Source organism: Cellulomonas sp. Leaf395 (assembly GCF_001424125.1).
Classification (GTDB): domain Bacteria; phylum Actinomycetota; class Actinomycetes; order Actinomycetales; family Cellulomonadaceae; genus Cellulomonas.
This window is the reverse complement of sequence record NZ_LMQI01000001.1, coordinates 1-16,289: the sequence shown is the minus strand read 5'-3', so window position 1 is coordinate 16,289 and position 16,289 is coordinate 1. Positions and strand designations below refer to the sequence as shown.

Here is a 16,289-nt window from a genome sequence, read left to right as displayed (position 1 = left end):
GCTGGTCCTGTCGTCAGAGGGAGGGCGTGGTACCCGTCGCCGGCCGAGCCGGCGCGTCGCGGTGCGCGACGTCGGCCCCCCAGGACGCGAGCAGGCGGAGGCGTTCGGCCGACGGGGAGCCGGGTTCGGCGGTGTAGACCATGAGGACCTGTCCGGGCTCGGCGGTGATGGCGAGCTCCTCGTAGGCGAGGGTGAGCTCGCCGACGACGGGGTGGTGGAAGCGTTTGGTCCCGGATCCGTGGGTGCGGACGTCGTGCGCGCCCCAGAGGCGGCGGAAGGTCTCGCTGCGCGTGGAGAGCTCGCCGACGAGGTCCTGAAGCCCTTTGTCGTGTGGGTCGCGACCGGCCTCGGCGCGCATGATCGCGACGCACATCTCCGCGAACAGGTCCCAGTCGGGATAGAAGTCGCGGGCCGCGGGATCGAGGAACTGGAACCGGGCGAGGTTCGGCGGTCGGCCGCCGTCACCGATGACGGGTGAGTAGAAGGCGCGCCCGAGCGCGTTCGTCGCCAGCAGGTCCTGGCGCTGGTCGCGGACGAAGGCGACCCCGTCGGTGATGGCCGACAGCGTCCACTGCAGGCTCGGTCGTGGCACCGACGGGCGTGCTGCACGACGGCGGGGCCGGCCCGAGGACGGGATGCCGTCGGCGGCGCGGGCGAGGTCGAACAGGTGCGCGCGCTCGGCGTCGTCGAGCTGCAGCGCACGGGCCAGGGCGTCCAGGACGGATGCCGATGCCCCGCCGATCGCACCGCGCTCGAGCTTGGCGTAGTACTCCACGCTCACACCTGCCAGGGCCGCGACCTCGCTGCGGCGTAGCCCGGGCACGCGTCGGTTGCTCCCGCCGAGGACCCCCGCGGTGTCGGGGCTCACCTTCGCGCGCCGCGACATGAGGAACTCGCGCACGTCCGCTCTGTTGTCCATGCTCACGACGGTAGGCCCGGCGCTGTCGGGCAGGGAGTCCACGGTGAGGGGTGCACCGGCGGTACACCCTTCGTCAGGGACTCCCCGGCGCCGGAGGAACGAGGTTCGCTGGTGCGCATCCCGACAGAGAGGCATCACCACCATGCGCGCAGTCGTCATGTACGCCCCGGGCGACGTCCGGGTCGACCAGACCGAGCGGCCGACGATCGTCGAGCCGACCGACGCGATCATCAAGCTCGCCGCGACCTGCATCTGCGGGTCTGACCTGTGGCCCTACCGTGGCGCCGACGACGTCGACCACCAGCCGATGGGCCACGAGTACGTCGGTGTCGTCGACGAGGTCGGGGCGGACGTCGTCAACGTCGAGGTCGGCGACTTCGTCGTCGGCTCGTTCTTCTCCTCGGACAACACGTGCGAGATCTGCCAGGCCGGCTACCAGACCCACTGCGTGCACCGCGGTCCCGGTGCGGTCCCGGGCGCCCAGGCCGAGTACGCCCGGATCCCGCACGCCGACGGCACCCTCGTCGCCACACCCGGCATGCCCGACGACGACCTGATCCCGTCGTTGCTCGCTGCCTCCGACGTGCTCGGCACCGGCTGGTTCGCCGCCGTCGCCGCCCAGGTCGGCCCGGGCAAGACCGTCGCCGTCGTCGGGGACGGAGCCGTCGGCCTGCTCGGCGTGCTCGCCGCCAAGCAGCTCGGCGCCGAGCGGATCATCGCGATGTCCCGTCACGCCGACCGGCAGGCGCTCGCCCGCGACTTCGGCGCCACCGACATCGTCGACGAGCGCGGCGACGCCGGCGTGGCACGCATCAAGGAGCTCACCGGGGGCCTGGGCGCGCACAGCACCATAGAGGCCGTCGGCACCCAGGAGTCGATGATGCAGGCCATCCGCGCGACCCGGGCCGGTGGTCACGTCGGCTACGTCGGCGTCTCGCACGACGTGTCGCTGCCCGGCCAGGAGCTGTTCTTCTCCGGCGTGCACCTGCACGGTGGGCCGGCGCCGGTGCGCCGCTTCCTGGCCGAGCTCATCCAGCTCATCTGGGACCGTGAGATCGACCCGGGCAAGGTCTTCGACCTCACTCTGCCGATCGAGAAGGCCGCCGAGGGGTACCAGGCCATGGACGAGCGCCGCGCGACCAAGGTCCTGCTCACCTTCTGAGCCACCCGTCCGACCGAGAGGTACTCCCATGCCCACCGTCGCCATCGTGGGTGCCGGCCGCGGACTTGGGTGTTCCGGAACCGTATGGCGCGCGGGGGGTCAGGTGCGACGTTCAGCGCCTGTCAAACCTGTCGTGCTTCTCGACAAAGGGCGGCACAGTGACCTGACCAGGTGAGCCCAGGGAAAGGAACTCCATGTCCAGCAACCACCCGAGGAACGCGCAGGCGGAGCAGATGACTGTCCGGACTGCTGATCGTGCCGACCGCGGATGGCTGTACGAGCTTCACGAGCAGGCGCACCGGAGCCTTGTCGAGCGCGCCTACGGGCCCTGGCACGACGAGCAGCAGCAGGGCTTCGTCCAGGCGCTGGTCGATGAGAACGAGGTGTACATCCTCGAGCGTGACCAGCAGCCGGTCGGGGCCGTCTACCTCGTCGACCGAGATCAGGACGTGTGGCTTGAGCTGGTCGAGGTGCTGCCGTCGTACCAAGGGCAGGGTCTGGGGACCGGAGCTCTGCGCTGGGTGCTGGACAGGGCGGCCGTCGAGGGCCGCACGACCCGACTGCAGGTGCATCGCGTGAACGATGACGCACGCCGGCTCTACCTGGCTGAGGGCTTTGTTGCCGAGGGGGAAACCAGCACGCACCACCTGCTGCGTCACCCTCCGCTCGGCTGACGTCCTGAGTCGCCGAGGCTGCCGCGGCTGAGCGGTCGAAGACCGGCCCCAGGGGTGAAACTTGCCGCTGTGATGATGTCGACCCGGCGTACCCTGAACAGGCAGGAACTGGACTGCACGGGCAGCGACGCCCGCCTGGGCCCGCCGCCCGCCGGAGCGATTCGGAGGGGTAACCATGCACCACGTGAGTCGACGAGTAGCCACCGTCGTGGCGGCGACGGGCCTGACCCTGGGGGCCGCGGTCGGATTGAGCACGAGCTCGCAGGCGGCCTCTGCGACGTTCACGACTCCACTGTCCGGCGCAGAGGAGGTCCCCGCCGTGGACACCCACGCTCGGGGGGTCGCCACGTTCCAGCTGAGCAACGACGGCACCGAGCTGAGCTATCGGGTGATCGCGTCGAACATCGAAGACGTTCATATGGCCCACATCCACCTGGGCGCGGCTGGGGCCACGGGAGGCGTCGTGGTCTGGCTGTACCCCGACGCGCCGCCGCCCGTGCACATCGAGGGCCGGCACAGCGGCGTCCTGGCCACGGGGACCATCACGGCCGACGACCTCGTCGGAGCACTCGCCGGGATGGACCTGAGTGATCTAGTCGACGCGATGGAGGCCGGGATGACGTACGTCAACGTGCACACCATGGAGAACATGTCCGGCGAGATCCGCGGTCAGATCGACTGACGGCCGGCCAGCAGGGTGCATGCCGCCTGGCATGCACCCTGCTCCGGACGTCGGGCGGCGAGAGTCGGTGGCCGCCCGTGTCAGGTGGTGACCTCTCTGCCGTCGCGCACCGCGTACTCACCGGTGTCCGGGGCCCCGTGCCGCGTGGGCCTCAGCTCCAGGGACACGACGCCGTCGGCGAGGGTGGCGGCTCTCGCCTGGAACCCGGTGGGCACCGCCGCGTCGTCGAAGAGCCGCTTGCCCCCGCCGGCCACGACGACGGGGAAGACGAGCAGCCGGTAGACGTCGACGAGGCCCGCGTCGTGCAGCGACCGGACCAGCTGCCAGCTCCCGTGCACCTGGAGATCCCCGTCGCCCGCGGCTTTCAGCGCTCGGACCCGGCCCAGCACGTCGTCGCGCAGGACAGTGGTGTCGCCCCAGGCCGCCTCGTCGTCGCCGAGCGTGCCGCTGACCACGTACTTCGGCCCGTGGTTGAGGACGGTCGCGACGCGGTTGTCGGGGTCGGTCACCTGGGGCCAGTAGTCCTTCATCATCGTGAAGGTGCTCCGGCCGAGCAGGACGGCTGTGGTGCCGGCGAACCAGCCGTCGACCACGTGGCCCCAGCCGGCGACGTCGAACGGGACGAGCCAGCCGCCCCCGGGGAACCCGCGGGACACGTCCTCCTGGGGACCGCCGGGAGCCTGCATGACCCCGTCGAGGGTGACGAACGCGTTCACTGACAGCTGCATCGTGCTTCTCCTGTCGTTCATCGGATGGGTGGTGCCTCAGTGGTCGTGCGAGGCGACGGTCCCTGCGGCTCGGCCGTCGTCGGTGACGACGAACTGCGCCATCAGGCCTTCGTCCTCGTGGAGGAGGAGGTGGCAGTGGATCATGTACGGGGTGCGCGGATCGGCGTAGTCCTCGAAGCGCATGACCAAGCGGTAGGTGCGCCGGGGCTCGAGGTAGATGGTGTCCTTGCGGCCCCGCAGCTCGAGCGGGGGCGGCGAGCCGTCGAGGTCCAGCACCTCGAACTGGACGTCGTGCACGTGCCAGTTGTGCGGGAACAGGTCGCGGTTGGTGACCTCCCAGATCTCCGTGTCGCCCAGCCGGACCACCTCGTCGATCCGGTCCATGTCCATCGTCCGGCCGTTGATCGAGCGGTCCTGGAGCTCGAAGCTCCGGGTGACCGCGGCGTCGCGGGCGATCACGGTGTCGGCCGCCGCGACCTCGAACCGCTCGGGGACCGGTGGCGAGGGGATGAGCCGCTCCGCCGCCCGCAGGCGCAGGACCGGGAAGGCGTCGGTGCCACCGAACGCGAAGGGCGCCGCCACGTCGCCGAGGTCCGGCGCGCGCGAGACGAGCATCGTCTCCGCGCCCGCGTCGAGGGCCACGACGATCTCCGCGCGCTCCCCGGGGGAGAGCCGGACGTGGTCGGTCTCGTACGGGTCCGGCAGGAGCCCGCCGTCCGTCGCGACGTGCACGAAGGCACGGTCGTCGTCGAACGCGAAGTCGTAGACCCGCGCCGTCGACCCGTTCAGCAGACGCAGGCGGACCCGCTCGGTCGTGACCTCCTGGACCGCGCCGGCGACGCCGTTGGTGAGCACCGTCGACCCGAGCAGGCCGACCTCGTTCCCGTTCGATTCGAGGACCAGGCGGCCGTCCGCGTCGAGCCGCTTGTCCTGCACGATCACCGGGACGTCGTCGACCCCGTACTGGTCCGGCAGGCCGGAGGGCTCCGGGTCGTCCACCAGGAACATGCCGGCCAGACCGCGATAGACGTGCTCCTCCGTGCGCCCGTGGGGGTGCGGGTGGTACCAGAGCGTGGCGGCCGGCTGGTCGACGGTCCACGTCGGGCGCCAGGTCGTGCCCGGGTCGACGCTCTGGTGGGGACCGCCGTCCATCCGCGCGGGCAGGTGCATCCCGTGCCAGTGCACGGTCGTGGCCTCGTCGAGGGTGTTCCGCACCTCGACGGCAACCTGCTCCCCGCGCGTGGCGCGCAGCGTGGGTCCGAGCACGTCCCCGCTGTAGCCCCACGTCGGGGTCTGGATGCCGGGAACCAGCTCCGACGTGCCCTCCTGCGCGGTGAGGGTGAACACCCGCACGCCGCCGACGACCGTGGAGGGCGCGAGCGGCGGGATCGGGAGCGGGGTGTCGAAGGACGCCGGCGTCTGCACTGTCGACAGGGACCCGGCCGATCCGACCTGGCCGCCCGGGACGCAACCGCCGGCCAGCAGCGCGGCGACGAACGCCACCGCGCCGACCCGCCGGCTGCCGGTCCGCGCCGCACTCATCGCGCGGCCAGCGTCCGCTGCAGGGCCGCCGCGAGCAGGCCGGCGAGCGCGCCGAGACCGGCGGAGCGGGCGATCTCGACGACGGCGACCGCGGCGCCGAGCCGGCCGTCGAACGCCGGTCGCACGTCGAGCAGGAGGGAGAGCGCCACGAGGATGACCCCGTACACGACGCCGGCCAGCGTCAGGGTGAGGATGGGCCGCGGGACTCGGCCGAAGCCGGCGCCGAGCACCCAGGCGAGGCCGACGATGGCGAGGACGGCGAGGGCGGTCGCGGGTTGGCCCAGCGCGTCGGCCACCGCGAGCGCGTCGACCAGGGGCCAGAGCAGCGCGAGGGCGCCGAAGCCGACCACGACGGGCCAGCTCACGGGCTCCCGGCGGCGGGTCCGGGGGGTGTCGAGGTGTTCGGGGAGGATCGGGTCGTAGGACATGGAGCGACCGTAGGAACTGCCCCGCCCGCGGCGCGTCGGCCGCCAGGCGTCAGTCCCTGTCGCCCCGGGGCGACACGAGCGTCGCCGCGCGACGACCCGCCCCGGCCACCACAGCGGTGCGTCGCACCCGGTCTCCTCGGTTTTCTCTCGGGCTCAGGCCAGCCCCGACCGGTGGGCGATGATCGCCAGCTCGGTCCGGTCTCGGGCGTCGAGCTTGGCCAGGATCCTGCTGACGTACGTGCGTGCCGTCGCGGGGCTCAGGAAGAGCGCTGCCGCGATCTCGTCGTTGGTGTCGCCCTGACCGACTCGGGTGAGCACCTCGAGCTCGCGTTCGCTGAGTGTGCCGAGCCCGGGGTGCGGTGCCGGTTGTGGGGGCGTCGCCGCCACGAAGTCCATGAGGCGCCGAGTGATGGTGGGCGAGAGCAGGTTCCCGCCCTCCGCGGCCGTCCGCACGGCGTGGCGCAGCTCAGGTCCGGCGGTGTCCTTCAAGAGGTAGCCGGCGGCGCCGACGCGGACCGCCTCGATGACGTCGGCGGCGTCGTCGAAGGTCGTGAGGATGAGCACGCGGGTGGCGGCGAGCCGCGGGTCCGCGCGGATCCGGCGGGTCGCCTCGATCCCGTCGGTGCCCGGCATGCGGATGTCCATGAGGACGACGTCGGGGCGGTGCCGGACGGCGAGCTCGACCGCGCGTGCGCCGTCGGACGCCTCGGCCACCACGGTGATGCCCGGGTCGCTGTTCAGCAGCGCGCGCAGCCCGGCCCGGACGAGGTCCTGGTCGTCGACCATGAGGACGGTGGTCATGTCGCCTCCGTGATCGGCAGGGCGGCGGCGACCACGAACCCGGAGGGGGTGCGCCCGACCGACAGGGTCCCCCCGAGCGCCGCCGCGCGCTCGCGCATGCCGACGATGCCGTGCCCGGCGCGCGCGGCCTCCGGGTCGTTCGCCGACCCCGGGCCGTCGTCCTCCACGCGCACGTGCAGCACCCCGTCCCGTGCGCGGACGTCCACACCGACGCGGCGGGCGTTCGCGTGGCGCACGACGTTGGTGATCGACTCCTGGACGATGCGGTACGCCGCGGCCTCCACGGACCTCGGGAGGTCGGACACGGCGTCGACGTCCGCGACGACCTCCAGGCCCGCCTGCCGGGCCGGTCGCAGCGCCGCCGCCAGGTCGCCGAGCCCTGGCACGTCCCGCGACGGTGGAGCGTCCTCGCGCAGGACCGCCACAGTGCGTCGCAGGTCGGTGAGCGTGCTCGCGGTGGTCGACCGGATCACGTCCACGGCGTCCGCCGCCGCGGCATCGTCGCGGCCGATCGCCTCGCCGGCCACCTGGGCGTGCAGGGAAACGACGGTCATGGCGTGCCCGACGGAGTCGTGCAGATCGCGCGCCATGGTGAGGCGCTCCGCGGTGACCCGCTCCTCCGCCTGCCGTCGATACCGCTCGGCCAGCAGCGCGGCCACCTCGCGCGCGCGTTCCTGCAGCCGGCGCCGCGACCGCACGCCGTCCCCGAGCGCGACCGCCGCCGCGAGCATCAGCGCGTTCCCGACGAGCTCGTAGCCCAGGACGAAGTCGGGATCCTGACCCGCGATGAGCCGGTAGGTGGTGGAGACCCCGAGGACAGCGGCGGAGCCCGCCACCGCGACGCCCATCCGACCCACCTCGGCGGCCGAGAAGACGGCCGCGGCGACGGGGATCGCGACGCCGACCGGGGGGTACCCGGCGGCGTAGTAGGCCAGGACACCGCCGACGGTCAGGGCCACCACGAGCGCCGGGTACCGCCGACGCACGAGCATCAGCGCTCCGAGCCCCGCGGCCCACAGGTACGCGGGCGCCTCCGGCCGGGACCCGTCCACGTCGGCCGTGATGACCAGCGACAGGGTGAGCCAGACCGCCACGGCCAGGATCGCGTCGGCCACCCACGCCTCTGTGCGGGTGGTCCGCGCCCCGACTCCCGGCTCCCCTGCCGCCATGCCGCCAGGGTAGACAGCGCGACGGCGACCCGGCAGTCGCTCCCCGACGACTCCGTCGTCGCCTCCTGCCGTACGCAGGTGCCGCTCGGGGACGGCCGCGGGCGGCTGCGGGACGCTCCTACCGTCCGATCCATGACCACTCCACAGCAGCCCGCAACCGGGCACACCGTGTCTCCCACCCCCAGCCTGCACCCGTCCTCCGCGGCGGGCCCGGTGCACCGCTTCCTCGGACTCCCGTTCCTCGCCGTCATCGGCCTGGCTGCGCTCGGGCTCCCGCGCGTCGTGCTGCACGACCTCGGCGTCCTGACCGGCAGCTCGGTCGCCGCCTTCCTGCTCGCCGTCGGGCCCCTGGTCGCCTGGGTGCTCGTCGCGATCCGGCCGACGGTCCGCCGGCCCTTCCTCGCTCTGCTCGCGACCGGTGCCCTGCACGGACTGCTGCTCGCCGCCACGCACCAGGTCCTGTGGACACAGGCGTTCGACGGCGCCGCACCGCGCCTCGGCGACAACCTTGCCGATGTCGACCCGGCCGTGCAGGACGTCGTGCTGCGCGGAGCCGCCGTCATGTCCGGCCTGCACACCGGGATCGCGCTCGGTGCCGTGACCGGCCTCGTCGCGTGGCTCGTGGTGCGCCACCGGACCCCGAGCAGCGCGCGCTGATCGCGCAGGCGCTGCGCACTGCATCAGGCCGCGCGTCTCACCCGGTCCTCTCGCAGGAGACGCCGTGCCCGCTCCACCGGCTCGCCGGTGGCCAGCTCATGCCGCGACTCCGGGATCGTGGCGTACAGCTCGATCATCTCCTGGTACGGCAGCGATGGGAGGAAGGCGTGCGGGAGCGAGATGGCGTCGGCCTGGAAGATCTTGCGTCGTCCGCCGAGCAGCGGCAGCGTGCGGCGGTGTCGCACGGGGTGGCGCGTCTCGACGATGAACTCCTTGGGAGTCGTGACCAGACCGCGCACGTCGTCCCACGGCACGAACACGTCCGACCCGGCCCACAGCTGGTGGATGCCCTCCGCAGTGAGCGTCAGCGTGCCGTCGCCGGCCCGTCCCGTGGTGCGGGCCCAGCTCAGGTAGACGAAGAAGGCGCCGACAGCGAGGAAGACGGCGCCTGCGTACGGGGCCGATCGAACGGATCCGACACCGACAGCCAGCATCCCGATGGCGAACGCCCACGCCAGCACCGGGAGCGACCGGTGCCCACGCTCTGGGTGGATCGCCAGCCCGCGCGTTCCCTCGGCTGATCCGAGGGTCACCACGTCGTCGACGGCTCGCCTGCGCACCGACAGAAGAATCGGCACGGCGCACAGGAGCAGCAGGGCCGCGATCGCCAGCACACCACCCACGGCACCTGCCACCTGACCACCCCTTCGCCCGCGCGACCCTCGCAGGTTGGAGCGTCTCACGCGGCCATGAGCGCCTGCGCTTGACTCCGGACGACGCGCGCTCGGTGCGTTCTCGCTGCGGTCCTCGTCCCACAGCCTGCTACGCGGCCCGCATCAGCCACCGGGCGAGCGCGTCAGAGATCGGCAGCCCCGCGGCCGTCTCGTACCAGGAGTAGCCCGGGGACGGGTTGACCTCGAAGCACACGATGCGCCCGTCGTCCGCGAGCTTCAGGTCGACGCCGGCGAACGGCAGGTCGAGGTCGCGGGCAAGAACGACGCACCGCTCGGCGACCTCGTCGGGCAGCGCGTACGGGGCGAGCGTGGCGTCCTCGCCCACCTGGGCGCGGGCGTAGCGGTAGTCGGTCGCGGACGAGTCGACGATCGCGGCATACACCTCGTCGCCGACCACGTGGACGCGCACGTCCCTCCCGCGAACGTTCTCCTGGAACTGCACGGGGCACCAGCGGATCAGCTCCAGCCGCTCGGCGTCACGGTCCAGGTCCACGATGCTGACGATCGAGCGGACCCCGCTGACCGACTTGTAGATCGCTCCGCGGTGCGCGCGGACGAACGCCCGCGCCTCGTCCGGATCGTCGGTGACGACCGTCTCGGGGGTGTCGAACCCACCCTTCTGCACCAGCTGCGCCTGGTACGGCTTCGACATGTTGGAGGCCATGGCGGACAGCCGGCTGGCGACTCTGCAGCCCAGCGCGTCAGGAGCGGCCTCGGTGAAGGCCATCAGCGCGTCGAACTGCGCGCGGGCGCGCTGCATCGCGGGATCGTCGGCGGCCACGTCCTTGAGCTCGGGAACGAGCTCCGGCTCGATCGGCCGCACGTAGACGCCGACGATGTCGCCGACGTCGGTCGTCCGGTCCTGGACCCGGATCGAACCGCGCAGCTCTCCGCCCGAGAGGCCGATGTCGACGCTCTGCTCCAGGAACTGACGAGGATGGACCACCACCGGGTCTGCTCCGTTGCGCGACAGGGCCTCCAGCAGGAGCGCGACCGGACTCTCCGTCGGCACTCCCCACACCATGACGCTCATGCCGGCACCTTCTCCACAAGTCCGATCAGATCCTGGACGAGGGCGTCGCCCGCGAACATCAGGTCGGGCAGCGGTGTCATGCCCGCGAACCACCACCGGCTCCCCGCGACCACGATGTCGATGCCGATCAGGCCCTCGGCGGCACCCACGGCGGCGGCGAAACGTGCGATCGACGACGAGAAGCCCTCCGGCATCTGTGCGCCGACCCGTTGCTCGACGCCGTCGGCATCCACGATGCGACCGTCGAGGACGACGAGGTGGAAGACGCGCGCGGCCTGCCCGGCGTTGCGGACCGCGGCCTCGAGGAGCCAGAGCGGAGACGTGCCCGCGCCGAGGTCGGCATCCGGCACGTCGAGCCCTGCTCGGTGGGCGACGACCGCGGCACGCAGCGGGTGCGGTGACGGGCCGGCGAGGCAGGTCGGTGAGGGACGGTTGCGTACCGCACCCGGCACGGCCGCGAGCCAGCTCAGCGTGAACGCGGTCATCTCCGCCGCGGCGTAGTCGCGCTCGCCGGGCCGCGCCCACTGCCAGGCGGCGACGGGTGGCGACAGGAGCCTGTTGACGACGAGGTCGGGCTGGTCGATCACCCCGGCATCACCGAGGTCGACGACCGCACGCGTGCCTTCGCGGCCGATCCACTGCGATCGTCGCCGAGCGAACGACAGCAGTCCGGAGGTGACGAGCAAAGAGCTCTGACCGAGGTCGCGGAATCGCGCATCCAGCCAGAGAGCTGCACTGTCGTCGAGGTCGCACAGAACGACGAACATGGGGTTCCCCTCGGTAGGGACCCGGCCGGTGAGGTCGTCACCGGCCGGGTCGCTATCTGCTCAGCCCAGAAGGTTGTCGAGCTCGGACTTCGCGGCCGCGGCATCGGCAACCTGACGTTCGGCCTCGGCGCGCAGCGCCGCGATCTCGTCCGTCGAGAGCTCGTCCTCGGCGCTGAACGCGCTGGAGGTCAGGTCAGGGCGCAGCTCGGGCGAGATGAAGCTCTCGAGCGAGCCCAGCCTGCCCTCGAGCTCGGCCAGGCGGTCGGAGAATCCACCACCGAAACCACCACCGAAGCCCGGGCCCTCGCCGGGGTCGCCGGGGTCGAAGGGAATGTCGGGCGACTTGAACACGTCCTTGATGTCCTTGAGCCGCTTCCCGTCGATGATGAGCTCCTTCTTGAACTCCTTGTCCTTGATGACCTCCTTCTTGAGCTCCTTGTCCTTGATGAAGTCCTTGCGGAGCTCCTTGTCCTTGTCCTTGATGAAGTCCTTGTGACCGTCCTTGATGTCCTTGATGATCGACTTCCCCTTGGGGATGGCGATGTTCAGCTCGGACAGGACGCTCGCGATCGGGTTGCCGACGGTGTTCGTGCCGGATCCCGCGAACAGCAGGGCCACGACCGCACCGGTCGAGTCGACGATCACGGAACCGGAGTCGCCGTGGTCGGAGAACAGCGGGTTCTGTGCGGTGTCGGTGGCGATGCTCACCTGGTCGGTGAGGGTGTGGACGCCCAGGCCGTCGCCGTAGTCGACGTTCACGGTGAGCGACAGCCCGTCGACGGAACCGTGCGTCAGACCAGTCGTGCGGCCGCGCTTGCGGACCGCCATCCCGAGCGTCGCCGGCTTCGTGCCGTTGACCGTTCCGATGTCGACGATCGTTCCCGCCGTCGTCCTGCCCGCATCGATCGAGAGGACCGCACCGTCGATGTGCGACGACAGGACGGCTCGGAGGATCGCCCCGAACTCGTCGCCGGGCACCGTGCCCGTGTCGCCGCGGCTGGGCTGCACCTGGCGGTCGCCGACGTTCCACCCGCTGTCCACGCACGCCACGTGGAAGTTGGTCACGGCCGCCTTCTGGCCGCTGACGTTGTCCGTGACGACCGCGCCCAACGTGCCGGAGTAGACGAAGCCGCCGATCACCCTGCTCGGGCCGATGCTGATGCCGCCCTGCAGGGTGGCGTAGTGCGTCGTGTCCGCCTGCGCGCTGACGGTCAACGGCGTGCGGACCACCTGCAGCTCGTACGTGCGCTCCAGCACGTCCGTGACGGCGCCGTCGATCGACGCAGGAACCGCCTGCGCCTTCGGCACACTGGCCTTCTTCTTCTCGACGTGGACCCGGATGGCGACCTCGTCGGTCTGGACACCCCCCACGACCTTGTACCCGACATCGATGCCGTTCACCCCGGGTCGTGCGAGGTATTCCGCCTCGACGCGCTCCTTGATGGCGACCAGCTCCGCAATGGATGGCATTGGCCCTACCCCCTTGTATGCACCATCGTCGGATGGGCAGACGCCCACCCATGAGAAGGAGCGCGTCCTCGATGCGGGAATACGTCCGACGGCGGGCGGCGTCACCGCCCGAGTGAGACGATGGTGCGATGGCACTCACGTATGACGAGGCCGTCGCCATCCAGCGCGAGCACGAGGCGCGGCTCATCGATCTCACAGGCGTCAACGCGGTCGGCGTGAAGCAGACCGACTCCGGTCTGGTGCTCGAGGTCACCGTCTCGCCGGACGCCGAGCTTCCCGCCGAGCTGGACGCCGCCGAGCTGGATGGTCTCCCGCTCAAGGTCGTCCGCGGCGGCTACACGCTCCAGTGACGCGAGGTACGCGCTGACGTCGAGCCGGTCATCGCGGCTCAGGCCGGGCGCGAGCTCGTGGCGAGCCCGCGCGCGGCTACCTGCTCGGGAACGGGCGCTCAGCGCTCTCGAGGGGCGCTGTCGAGCTCAGCGCCGGTCGGGGCACCGTCTCGCCTGCCCCGCTCTCCGCGCCGGATCCCGATTCCGCTGCGTGGCAGACCGCAACCCCGGCGACCACCAGGGCGAGCCCGATCGCCCGCGGTGCGGTGATCGGGTCACCGTGCAGCAGGACTCCGAGGGTCACCGCCCCGACCCCACCGAGCCCGGTGAAGACGACGTACGCCGTCCCGACGGGGAGCGTGTCCATGGCGTGCGTGAGGAGGAACACCGACGAGGCGCCCAGGACGAAGCACACGAGGGTGGGCAGCAGTCGAGTGAAACCTTCGGTCGGCTTGATGGACTGCGACCACGCCGCTTCGACCAGCCCGGCCGCGAGCAACCACCACCACCCGGCCGTCACGACACCACGCTCCACTCCCCGAGGGCGCTCCCGGCTGCACGGGCCTGGTCCAGGGCGGCCTCGTACGACAGGTGGTGCGCGTCGCGCGCATCGGCAAGAAGGGGGTCGACGCGGGAGTTGGCGAGGTCGACCGTGACGGTGACCGGGGCCCGCACGCCGTAGTGGCCCTGCACAAAGTCGCTCAGGTACCGCGTCTGGTGCTCGACGCCGGCATGAGGGCTGCCCTCGCCGTACCACCCGCCACGGGCGGCCACCACCACGAACTCACGCGGCGGCAGGTCCATGCGGGGGAAGGTGACCTGGTCGAGCCAGGCCTTGAGCGAGGAGGAGATCGAGTAGTTGTACATGGGGGTCGCCAGCACGACCACCTCGGCCTCCACGAGCTCTGCGAGGAGCGGCTCGACGACCGCCCACGCCTCCCGCTGCGCCTCTGTGCGGACGCCCTCGTGCAGGCGGTCCAGCGCGGTGATCCGGTCGCGCATCAGGTTGTCGCAGATCTCGGTCCACGCGTCGGTGATGTGTGGCACCGGGTGCGCCCCGAGGTCACGCCGGATGACGCGGCCGCCGGGGTGGGCAGCGAGCCATGCCGCCACGACCTCGCCGCTGACCGCGGTGGAGATCGAGGCAGTCCGCGGGCTGGCCGTGACATGCAGGAGCGTGGGCGGCTGCGCCGCCGTGGAGTTGATCGCCATGCCCGGGTCAACAACGTGAGCCCCCGGTCCCGACGAACGCTCGTGGCCTGTGGCGCGATGCCATCGCCGCCTGTCCGATGCGCGGCGTCCGGTCAGGCATCGCTCGGATCGGGACATCTCGGTTCGCTCCGGAATCCCCGCGGCGCCGGCGCACGCTGAATTGCCCAGCCGACAGCGCGGGATCGTCGAGGAGGTCAGAGTGAGTCACCAGGTCAGCGACGTGGGCCGGTGGGGTCTAGGGAACCAGCACGATCCGGCCGCGAAGGCCTCCCGCCTCCATGACGTCGTGCGCCTCGGCTACCAGCGTCAGGGGGAGTCGCCGGGTGCGCGGCAGCTCGATGACCCCGGTGTCGACCAGCGCCACGGCCTCAGCGAGGAGGGCAGGGTCCGCCCAGGCCTCGTGCACCCGCACGTCGGTCCCGCGCAGAGGCGGTGGGGCGAACGGGCGGACCAGCGCGACGAACGTCCCGCCTCCGCGCAGCGCCTCGTGCGCCGCGATCCCGAGGTTGGCGGTGTCGATGACGGCGTCGACCCCGCGAGGGACGAGCGCGCGAACGCGGGAGGCGAGCGTCGCGCCCACGGCATCCGGGTCACCGTCGACGACGTTGACCCCGAGCGCGGTCAGACGGTCCGCGTCGAGGCCACGCCCGACGGCGGTGACCTCGATCCCTCGGCTCACGGCGATCGAGACGCAGAGGGTGCCGATGACGCCACCGGCGCCGGTGACCAGCACGGTGTCGTCACGAGACGCACCGGAGGTGGCCAGGGCGCCGAGAGCCGTCACGCCGGCGAGCGGGAACCCGCCCGCATCCACCAGGTCGGCTCCGGCGGGCGCCGCGGTGACGGCGTCCTGGTGCAGGGCGACGTACTCGGCATGGGTTCCCGGCGTGCCCAGCACGTCCCGGAGGCCGATGACCCGGTCCCCGGGGCGGTGACGGGTGACCTGCGCACCGACAGACTCGACGATCCCGGCGACGTCCCACCCCATCCCGTAGCGGGGCGCCGGAGCCGTGAGCCCACCTGCGGCAAGGCGCCCTGCCCGGAGCGAGACGTCGATCCAGTTGAGGCCGGCCCCGGCGACCCGGACGAGCACGTCCTCGGGTCCGAGGTGGGGTAGGGCCGACTCGACGACCCGGAGCGCATCGCTCGTCCCGAACTCCTCGACAACAACACTCTTCATGTCACCGACGCTAGGAGACGCCACCGTGACTCGTAAGAAGGCACGTGAAGGTGCCCTCCCTTCGCCGCGCACGTGGGACGACCACCAGGAGCACTCCGACCCGCTCCAGGGGTGCCCGGGGCACCTGGTCATCGCCATGCTCTCGGAACGGTGGGGGACGCTGATCGTCGAGGCGCTGGGCGATCGGCCGATGCGTCACAGCGAGCTGCGGCGCCAGATCCAGGGCGTCACGCAGAAGATGCTCACCCAGACCCTCCGGAGCCTCGAGCGGAGCGGGTTGGTGCGACGCTCCGTCCGGTACAGCGTGCCGGTGCAGGTCGAGTACGCACTGACCGACCTGGGCGTCGCGTTCCTCGACCTGCAGCGGCAGGTTCGGGACTGGGCGGAGTCCCACGTGGGCGACATCCAGCGGGCTCGCGCCATCTGGGATCTCGAGGCGGCGATCCGACCCCGAGCATCGATCGTGGAGCTGAATCGTGGCACGGCGTCGATGCGGTGATGCACGGACGTGCTCGGACCCACTCGACCGACCGACGCATCGACTCAGGAGACGCCTCATGCGCAGTGTGCAGATCGACGAGCACGGGGGCGGCGCTACGTGAGTGCTCGGGCACCTTCCCCCGCGGCGAACGAGTCCATCCGGTTGGACTTGCAACGGGGGTCACTTACCAGGCGCGCTGCGGATCACGTCTCAGTCGTCGGTCGGGACGAACGTGGCGGTGGTGACCATCTGCTGGAGCTCGGCGCGCTCCTGCTCGCTGGCGCCCGGCAGGGCCCACGCGTCGAACACGACACGCTGCCC

19 protein-coding genes are annotated in these 16,289 nt (G+C 71.6%); 6 read left to right on the top strand and 13 right to left on the bottom strand.

Annotation, left to right across the window (positions count from 1 at the left end):
* Positions 1 to 13: 13 nt before the first annotated feature.
* Positions 14 to 919 carry a helix-turn-helix transcriptional regulator gene (locus tag ASG23_RS00095; RefSeq protein ID WP_056020475.1) on the bottom strand — a complete coding sequence of 302 codons (906 nt, stop codon included), beginning with the start codon at positions 917 to 919 and terminating at the stop codon, positions 14 to 16.
* Between the two features lie 142 nt (positions 920 to 1,061).
* On the opposite strand from ASG23_RS00095, the gene ASG23_RS00090 reads away from it, so the two are divergent.
* From ASG23_RS00090 to ASG23_RS00080, 3 genes are all read left to right on the top strand, one after another.
* Complete coding sequence (locus ASG23_RS00090) at positions 1,062 to 2,081, top strand: zinc-dependent alcohol dehydrogenase family protein (RefSeq protein WP_056018390.1); 1,020 nt, start codon at positions 1,062 to 1,064, stop codon at positions 2,079 to 2,081.
* A gap of 194 nt (positions 2,082 to 2,275) precedes the next feature.
* A complete protein-coding gene (locus ASG23_RS00085; RefSeq protein ID WP_056018379.1) occupies positions 2,276 to 2,755 on the top strand; it encodes a GNAT family N-acetyltransferase in 480 nt (159 codons plus the stop codon).
* Between the two features lie 184 nt (positions 2,756 to 2,939).
* Positions 2,940 to 3,437, top strand: coding sequence for a CHRD domain-containing protein (locus ASG23_RS00080; protein ID WP_200941474.1), 498 nt, complete (start codon positions 2,940 to 2,942; stop codon positions 3,435 to 3,437).
* 80 nt (positions 3,438 to 3,517) lie between these two features.
* Here the strand turns inward: ASG23_RS00080 and ASG23_RS00075 are convergent, their stop codons facing one another.
* The 5 genes from ASG23_RS00075 to ASG23_RS00055 all read right to left on the bottom strand — a co-directional run bounded on the left by ASG23_RS00075 (position 3,518) and on the right by ASG23_RS00055 (position 8,105).
* Positions 3,518 to 4,165 (bottom strand): dihydrofolate reductase family protein, encoded by a 648-nt coding sequence (locus ASG23_RS00075; protein ID WP_056018376.1) that lies wholly within the window; start codon positions 4,163 to 4,165, stop codon positions 3,518 to 3,520.
* Between the two features lie 36 nt (positions 4,166 to 4,201).
* The gene (locus tag ASG23_RS00070) at positions 4,202 to 5,707 is read right to left on the bottom strand and encodes a multicopper oxidase family protein (protein ID WP_056018373.1); all 1,506 of its coding nucleotides are present in this window, start codon (positions 5,705 to 5,707) and stop codon (positions 4,202 to 4,204) included.
* Complete coding sequence (locus ASG23_RS00065) at positions 5,704 to 6,135, bottom strand: hypothetical protein (RefSeq protein ID WP_056018370.1); 432 nt, start codon at positions 6,133 to 6,135, stop codon at positions 5,704 to 5,706. The genes ASG23_RS00070 and ASG23_RS00065 overlap by 4 nt, the downstream gene beginning before the upstream one ends.
* Positions 6,136 to 6,288: 153 nt before the next feature.
* Complete coding sequence (locus tag ASG23_RS00060; RefSeq protein WP_056018367.1) at positions 6,289 to 6,936, bottom strand: response regulator; 648 nt, start codon at positions 6,934 to 6,936, stop codon at positions 6,289 to 6,291.
* Positions 6,933 to 8,105 carry a sensor histidine kinase gene (locus ASG23_RS00055; protein WP_056018364.1) on the bottom strand — a complete coding sequence of 391 codons (1,173 nt, stop codon included), beginning with the start codon at positions 8,103 to 8,105 and terminating at the stop codon, positions 6,933 to 6,935. Before ASG23_RS00055 ends, ASG23_RS00060 begins: the two co-directional genes overlap by 4 nt.
* 132 nt (positions 8,106 to 8,237) lie before the next feature.
* Between ASG23_RS00055 and ASG23_RS00050 the strand changes: the two genes are divergently transcribed.
* Positions 8,238 to 8,762 (top strand): hypothetical protein, encoded by a 525-nt coding sequence (locus ASG23_RS00050; RefSeq protein WP_235520757.1) that lies wholly within the window; start codon positions 8,238 to 8,240, stop codon positions 8,760 to 8,762.
* 23 nt (positions 8,763 to 8,785) lie between these two features.
* Here ASG23_RS00050 and ASG23_RS00045 read toward each other — a convergent pair whose 3' ends face one another.
* The 4 genes from ASG23_RS00045 to ASG23_RS00030 form a co-directional block, all read right to left on the bottom strand.
* Positions 8,786 to 9,457, bottom strand: coding sequence for a hypothetical protein (locus ASG23_RS00045; RefSeq protein ID WP_157465452.1), 672 nt, complete (start codon positions 9,455 to 9,457; stop codon positions 8,786 to 8,788).
* A 127-nt stretch (positions 9,458 to 9,584) separates the two neighbouring features.
* Positions 9,585 to 10,529: an ATP-grasp domain-containing protein gene (locus ASG23_RS00040; RefSeq protein WP_056018358.1), complete on the bottom strand. Its 945-nt coding sequence runs from the start codon at positions 10,527 to 10,529 to the stop codon at positions 9,585 to 9,587.
* On the bottom strand, positions 10,526 to 11,296 hold the full coding sequence (locus tag ASG23_RS00035; RefSeq protein ID WP_056018355.1) for a hypothetical protein: 771 nt from the start codon (positions 11,294 to 11,296) through the stop codon (positions 10,526 to 10,528). Before ASG23_RS00035 ends, ASG23_RS00040 begins: the two co-directional genes overlap by 4 nt.
* A gap of 60 nt (positions 11,297 to 11,356) precedes the next feature.
* Positions 11,357 to 12,766 (bottom strand): hypothetical protein, encoded by a 1,410-nt coding sequence (locus ASG23_RS00030; RefSeq protein ID WP_056018352.1) that lies wholly within the window; start codon positions 12,764 to 12,766, stop codon positions 11,357 to 11,359.
* A gap of 128 nt (positions 12,767 to 12,894) precedes the next feature.
* On the opposite strand from ASG23_RS00030, the gene ASG23_RS00025 reads away from it, so the two are divergent.
* Positions 12,895 to 13,116: a hypothetical protein gene (locus ASG23_RS00025; protein WP_056018349.1), complete on the top strand. Its 222-nt coding sequence runs from the start codon at positions 12,895 to 12,897 to the stop codon at positions 13,114 to 13,116.
* Between the two features lie 76 nt (positions 13,117 to 13,192).
* On the opposite strand, the gene ASG23_RS00020 is transcribed toward ASG23_RS00025, so the two are convergent.
* The 3 genes from ASG23_RS00020 to ASG23_RS00010 form a co-directional block, all read right to left on the bottom strand.
* Entirely contained in the window at positions 13,193 to 13,615 is a 423-nt protein-coding gene (locus ASG23_RS00020; RefSeq protein WP_082515766.1) for a DMT family transporter, read from the bottom strand.
* A complete protein-coding gene (locus ASG23_RS00015; RefSeq protein ID WP_056018346.1) occupies positions 13,612 to 14,307 on the bottom strand; it encodes an FMN-dependent NADH-azoreductase in 696 nt (231 codons plus the stop codon). Before ASG23_RS00015 ends, ASG23_RS00020 begins: the two co-directional genes overlap by 4 nt.
* Before the next feature lie 235 nt (positions 14,308 to 14,542).
* On the bottom strand, positions 14,543 to 15,487 hold the full coding sequence (locus ASG23_RS00010) for an NADP-dependent oxidoreductase (RefSeq protein ID WP_056018344.1): 945 nt from the start codon (positions 15,485 to 15,487) through the stop codon (positions 14,543 to 14,545).
* 25 nt (positions 15,488 to 15,512) lie between these two features.
* On the opposite strand from ASG23_RS00010, the gene ASG23_RS00005 reads away from it, so the two are divergent.
* Positions 15,513 to 15,986 (top strand): winged helix-turn-helix transcriptional regulator, encoded by a 474-nt coding sequence (locus ASG23_RS00005; RefSeq protein ID WP_200941473.1) that lies wholly within the window; start codon positions 15,513 to 15,515, stop codon positions 15,984 to 15,986.
* Positions 15,987 to 16,289: the final 303 nt, after the last annotated feature.